Raw genomic sequence first — 5,255 nt, 5'->3', positions numbered from 1 at the left:
CTTGAGCGAAACGCCCTGGGATGGCAGGCCGGAAGGCCGCCGGGTTTGATGATCTTTGACAGTGTGCGCAGGAAATTTGTGCGGGCGCCTGCTGGGGATGGATGAGTCCATTTCTTGCAGACGTTCAGCCAAGAGCTTTAAGTCAATTGAGTTATCAAGCGATAAGAAGTCAAGGTCGAGCATCTGCAGACAAAGCTTTAAGCTTTAACTGAAGAGTTTGATCCTGGCTCAGAGTGAACGCTGGCGGCAGGCCTAACACATGCAAGTCGAGCGGCAGCACAGGAGAGCTTGCTCTCTGGGTGGCGAGCGGCGGACGGGTGAGGAATACATCGGAATCTACCCAGTTGTGGGGGATAACGTAGGGAAACTTACGCTAATACCGCATACGACCTACGGGTGAAAGCAGGGGACCTTCGGGCCTTGCGCGATTGGATGAGCCGATGTCGGATTAGCTAGTTGGTGAGGTAAAGGCTCACCAAGGCGACGATCCGTAGCTGGTCTGAGAGGATGATCAGCCACACTGGAACTGAGACACGGTCCAGACTCCTACGGGAGGCAGCAGTGGGGAATATTGGACAATGGGCGCAAGCCTGATCCAGCCATGCCGCGTGTGTGAAGAAGGCCTTCGGGTTGTAAAGCACTTTTGTACGGGAAGAAACCTTCCGGGCTAATACCCCGGGAGAATGACGGTACCGTAAGAATAAGCACCGGCTAACTTCGTGCCAGCAGCCGCGGTAATACGAAGGGTGCAAGCGTTACTCGGAATTACTGGGCGTAAAGCGTGCGTAGGTGGTTCGTTAAGTCTGCCGTGAAAGCCCCGGGCTCAACCTGGGAATTGCGGTGGATACTGGCGGACTAGAGTGCGGTAGAGGGTGGTGGAATTCCCGGTGTAGCAGTGAAATGCGTAGAGATCGGGAGGAACATCTGTGGCGAAGGCGGCCACCTGGACCAGCACTGACACTGAGGCACGAAAGCGTGGGGAGCAAACAGGATTAGATACCCTGGTAGTCCACGCCCTAAACGATGCGAACTGGACGTTGGGCTCAATTGAGAGTTCAGTGTCGAAGCTAACGCGTTAAGTTCGCCGCCTGGGGAGTACGGTCGCAAGACTGAAACTCAAAGGAATTGACGGGGGCCCGCACAAGCGGTGGAGTATGTGGTTTAATTCGATGCAACGCGAAGAACCTTACCTGGCCTTGACATCCACGGAACCCTTGAGAGATCGAGGGGTGCCTTCGGGAACCGTGAGACAGGTGCTGCATGGCTGTCGTCAGCTCGTGTCGTGAGATGTTGGGTTAAGTCCCGCAACGAGCGCAACCCTTGTCCTTAGTTGCCAGCGAGTAATGTCGGGAACTCTAAGGAGACTGCCGGTGACAAACCGGAGGAAGGTGGGGATGACGTCAAGTCATCATGGCCCTTACGGCCAGGGCTACACACGTACTACAATGGTGGGGACAGAGGGTCGCGAAGCCGCGAGGTGGAGCCAATCCCAGAAACCCCATCCTAGTCCGGATCGGAGTCTGCAACTCGACTCCGTGAAGTCGGAATCGCTAGTAATCGCAGATCAGCATTGCTGCGGTGAATACGTTCCCGGGCCTTGTACACACCGCCCGTCACACCATGGGAGTGGGTTGCACCAGAAGCAGGTAGTCTAACCGCAAGGGGGACGCTTGCCACGGTGTGATTCATGACTGGGGTGAAGTCGTAACAAGGTAGCCGTATCGGAAGGTGCGGCTGGATCACCTCCTTTTGAGCAAAGACGAGTTTGTTCTCAGTGGGCGTCCGCACAAGTTTCCTGCATTCCACAACGTGATCCGGCCTGGGTCTGTAGCTCAGGTGGTTAGAGCGCACCCCTGATAAGGGTGAGGTCGGAGGTTCGAGTCCTCCTAGACCCACCACTCTAATCACGGGGCCATAGCTCAGCTGGGAGAGCACCTGCTTTGCAAGCAGGGGGTCGTCGGTTCGATCCCGACTGGCTCCACCAGGAGTTGGCCATGTGGAATGACAGCGCACACAAGAATTTATTGATCTGGCATAGGCCGGATCATGTTCTTTGAAAATATGGGAAGTAGCGAGCGTTTGAGACGAAACTGTCATCAAGACGTGTCGTAGAGGCTAAGGCGGGATCCAGGAATGGATCCTTATTGAAGTAATCGTTGTAACTATTTGCGAAAACGATGGCCCTGAGGCGACTTGGGGTTATATGGTCAAGCGAATAAGCGCACACGGTGGATGCCTTGGCGGTCAGAGGCGATGAAGGACGTGGCAGCCTGCGAAAAGCTCCGGTGAGTCGGCAACAGACATTGACCCGGAGATGTCCGAATGGGGAAACCCACTCCGCAAGGAGTATCGTGCAGTGAATACATAGCTGTACGAGGCGAACCTGGTGAACTGAAATATCTAAGTAACCAGAGGAAAAGAAATCAACCGAGATTCCCCTAGTAGTGACGAGCGAACGGGGACCAGCCCTGAAGTCTGCATGGTTCTAGCAAAACGGCCTGGAAAGGCCGGCCATAGAAGGTGATAGCCCTGTATGTGAAAGGGCCACGCAGATGATGATGAGTAAGGCGGGGCACGTGAAACCCTGTCTGAACATGGGGGGACCATCCTCCAAGGCTAAATACTCCTGACCGACCGATAGTGAACCAGTACCGTGAGGGAAAGGCGAAAAGAACCCCGGAGAGGGGAGTGAAATAGAACCTGAAACCGTGTGCGTACAAGCAGTGGGAGCCGACTTGTTCGGTGACTGCGTACCTTTTGTATAATGGGTCAGCGACTTACTGTATGTGGCGAGCTTAACCGTATAGGGGAGGCGAAGGGAAACCGAGTCTGAATAGGGCGCATAGTCGCATGCAGTAGACCCGAAACCGGGTGATCTAGCCATGCCCAGGGTGAAGGTCGGGTAACACCGACTGGAGGCCCGAACCCACTCCTGTTGCAAAAGTAGGGGATGAGGTGTGGCTAGGAGTGAAAAGCTAATCGAACCCGGAGATAGCTGGTTCTCCTCGAAAGCTATTTAGGTAGCGCCTCGCACGAATCTTCTTGGGGGTAGAGCACTGTTATGGCTAGGGGGTCATTGCGACTTACCAAACCATGGCAAACTCCGAATACCAAGACAGACTATGCGGGAGACACACGGCGGGTGCTAACGTCCGTCGTGAAAAGGGAAACAACCCAGACCTACAGCTAAGGTCCCCAAATTACCGCTCAGTGGAAAACGATGTGGGAAGGCACAGACAGCCAGGAGGTTGGCTTAGAAGCAGCCATCCTTTAAAGAAAGCGTAATAGCTCACTGGTCGAGTCGGCCTGCGCGGAAGATTTAACGGGGCTAAGCGGTATACCGAAGCTTAGGGTGCACACCTTTGGTGTGCGCGGTAGAGGAGCGTTCCGTAAGCCTGCGAAGGTAGATTGAGAAGTCTGCTGGAGGTATCGGAAGTGCGAATGCTGACATGAGTAACGATAATGCGGGTGAAAAGCCCGCACGCCGAAAGCCCAAGGTTTCCTTGCACAACGTTAATCGGTGCAGGGTGAGTCGGCCCCTAAGGCGAGACCGAAAGGTGTAGTCGATGGGAAGCTGGTTAATATTCCAGCACCTCGCGTGACTGCGATGGGGGGACGGAGAAGGTTAGGTGTACCGGGCGTTGGTTGTCCCGGGGAAAGGAGGTAGGCATGAGGCGTAGGCAAATCCGCGTCTCTTTATGCCGAGCACCGAGACGAGTCCTATTGGACGAAGTCACTGATACCACGCTTCCAGGAAAAGCCTCTAAGCTTCAGGTCACGCAGACCGTACCGTAAACCGACACAGGTGGGCAGGATGAGAATTCTCAGGCGCTTGAGAGAACTTGGGTGAAGGAACTAGGCAACATGGCACCGTAACTTCGGGAGAAGGTGCGCCCTCCAGGGTGGCAATATGCATTGTCGAGCCCTAGAGGGCCGCAGTAACCAGGCCGCTGCGACTGTTTATCAAAAACACAGCACTCTGCAAACACGAAAGTGGACGTATAGGGTGTGACGCCTGCCCGGTGCCGGAAGGTTAATTGATGGGGTTAGCCGCAAGGCGAAGCTCTTGATCGAAGCCCCGGTAAACGGCGGCCGTAACTATAACGGTCCTAAGGTAGCGAAATTCCTTGTCGGGTAAGTTCCGACCTGCACGAATGGCGTAACGACAGCGGCGCTGTCTCCACCCAAGACTCAGTGAAATTGAAATCGCTGTGAAGATGCAGCGTTCCCGCGGCAAGACGGAAAGACCCCGTGAACCTTTACTATAGCTTTACATTGAACGTTGAGTTCGTCTGTGTAGGATAGGTGGGAGGCTTTGAAGTGTGGACGCTAGTTCGCATGGAGCCATCCTTGAAATACCACCCTGATGTGCTTGACGTTCTAACCTGGGCCCGTTATCCGGGTCGGGGACCATGTATGGTGGGTAGTTTGACTGGGGCGGTCTCCTCCCAAAGAGTAACGGAGGAGCACGAAGGTACGCTCAGCGCGGTCGGACATCGCGCACTGTGTGCAAAGGCATAAGCGTGCTTGACTGCGAGATCGACGGATCAAGCAGGTACGAAAGTAGGTCTTAGTGATCCGGTGGTTCTGTATGGAAGGGCCATCGCTCAACGGATAAAAGGTACTCCGGGGATAACAGGCTGATACCGCCCAAGAGTTCATATCGACGGCGGTGTTTGGCACCTCGATGTCGGCTCATCACATCCTGGGGCTGTAGTCGGTCCCAAGGGTATGGCTGTTCGCCATTTAAAGTGGTACGCGAGCTGGGTTCAGAACGTCGTGAGACAGTTCGGTCCCTATCTGTCGTGGGCGTTGGAGATTTGAGAGGGGCTGCTCCTAGTACGAGAGGACCGGAGTGGACGACCCCCTGGTGTTCCGGTTGTCATGCCAATGGCACTGCCGGGTAGCTATGGTCGGAAACGATAACCGCTGAAAGCATCTAAGCGGGAAGCGCGCCTCAAGATGAGATCTCCCGGGACACAAGTCCCCTAAAGGAACGATGAAGACCACGTCGTTGATAGGTCAGGTGTGTAAGCGCAGCAATGCGTTGAGCTAACTGATACTAATGATCCGTGAGGCTTGATCATATAACCTCAAGACGCCTTACCCTCGACAACACGTCGATCACGGTAACGCCAAAAAATGTTCGCTACTTCCCAACTAACGAGAGCGTGAGCGCGATAACTCCAATCCACCGGAGCCAACGCGACCCTCCACCCTCTCCCTGGCGACCATAGCGCTGTGGAACCACCCGA

At 54.9% G+C, this 5,255-nt stretch carries 1 protein-coding gene, 2 tRNA genes and 2 rRNA genes; 4 read left to right on the top strand and 1 reads right to left on the bottom strand.

Annotated features, from left to right (window positions below; genetic code table 11):
- A partial coding sequence (locus tag ACYVJH_RS13810) for a hypothetical protein (RefSeq protein ID WP_460455228.1) occupies nt 1-183 on the bottom strand: 183 nt, incomplete at its 3' end.
- A gap of 22 nt (nt 184-205) precedes the next feature.
- On the opposite strand from ACYVJH_RS13810, the gene ACYVJH_RS13805 reads away from it, so the two are divergent.
- The 4 genes from ACYVJH_RS13805 to ACYVJH_RS13790 all read left to right on the top strand — a co-directional run bounded on the left by ACYVJH_RS13805 (nt 206) and on the right by ACYVJH_RS13790 (nt 5,087).
- Nucleotides 206-1,750, top strand: a 16S ribosomal RNA gene (locus ACYVJH_RS13805).
- Between the two features lie 71 nt (nt 1,751-1,821).
- A tRNA-Ile gene (locus ACYVJH_RS13800) sits at nt 1,822-1,898 on the top strand.
- 10 nt (nt 1,899-1,908) lie between these two features.
- Nucleotides 1,909-1,984, top strand: a tRNA-Ala gene (locus ACYVJH_RS13795).
- Between the two features lie 221 nt (nt 1,985-2,205).
- A 23S ribosomal RNA gene (locus ACYVJH_RS13790) occupies nt 2,206-5,087 on the top strand.
- Together the 16S and 23S rRNA genes with 2 tRNA genes alongside form the textbook arrangement of a ribosomal RNA operon.
- The last annotated feature ends 168 nt before the right edge of the window (nt 5,088-5,255 follow it).

It is taken from the genome of Arenimonas aestuarii, from assembly GCF_054781715.1.
This window is presented reverse-complemented; position numbering and strand designations above follow the sequence as displayed.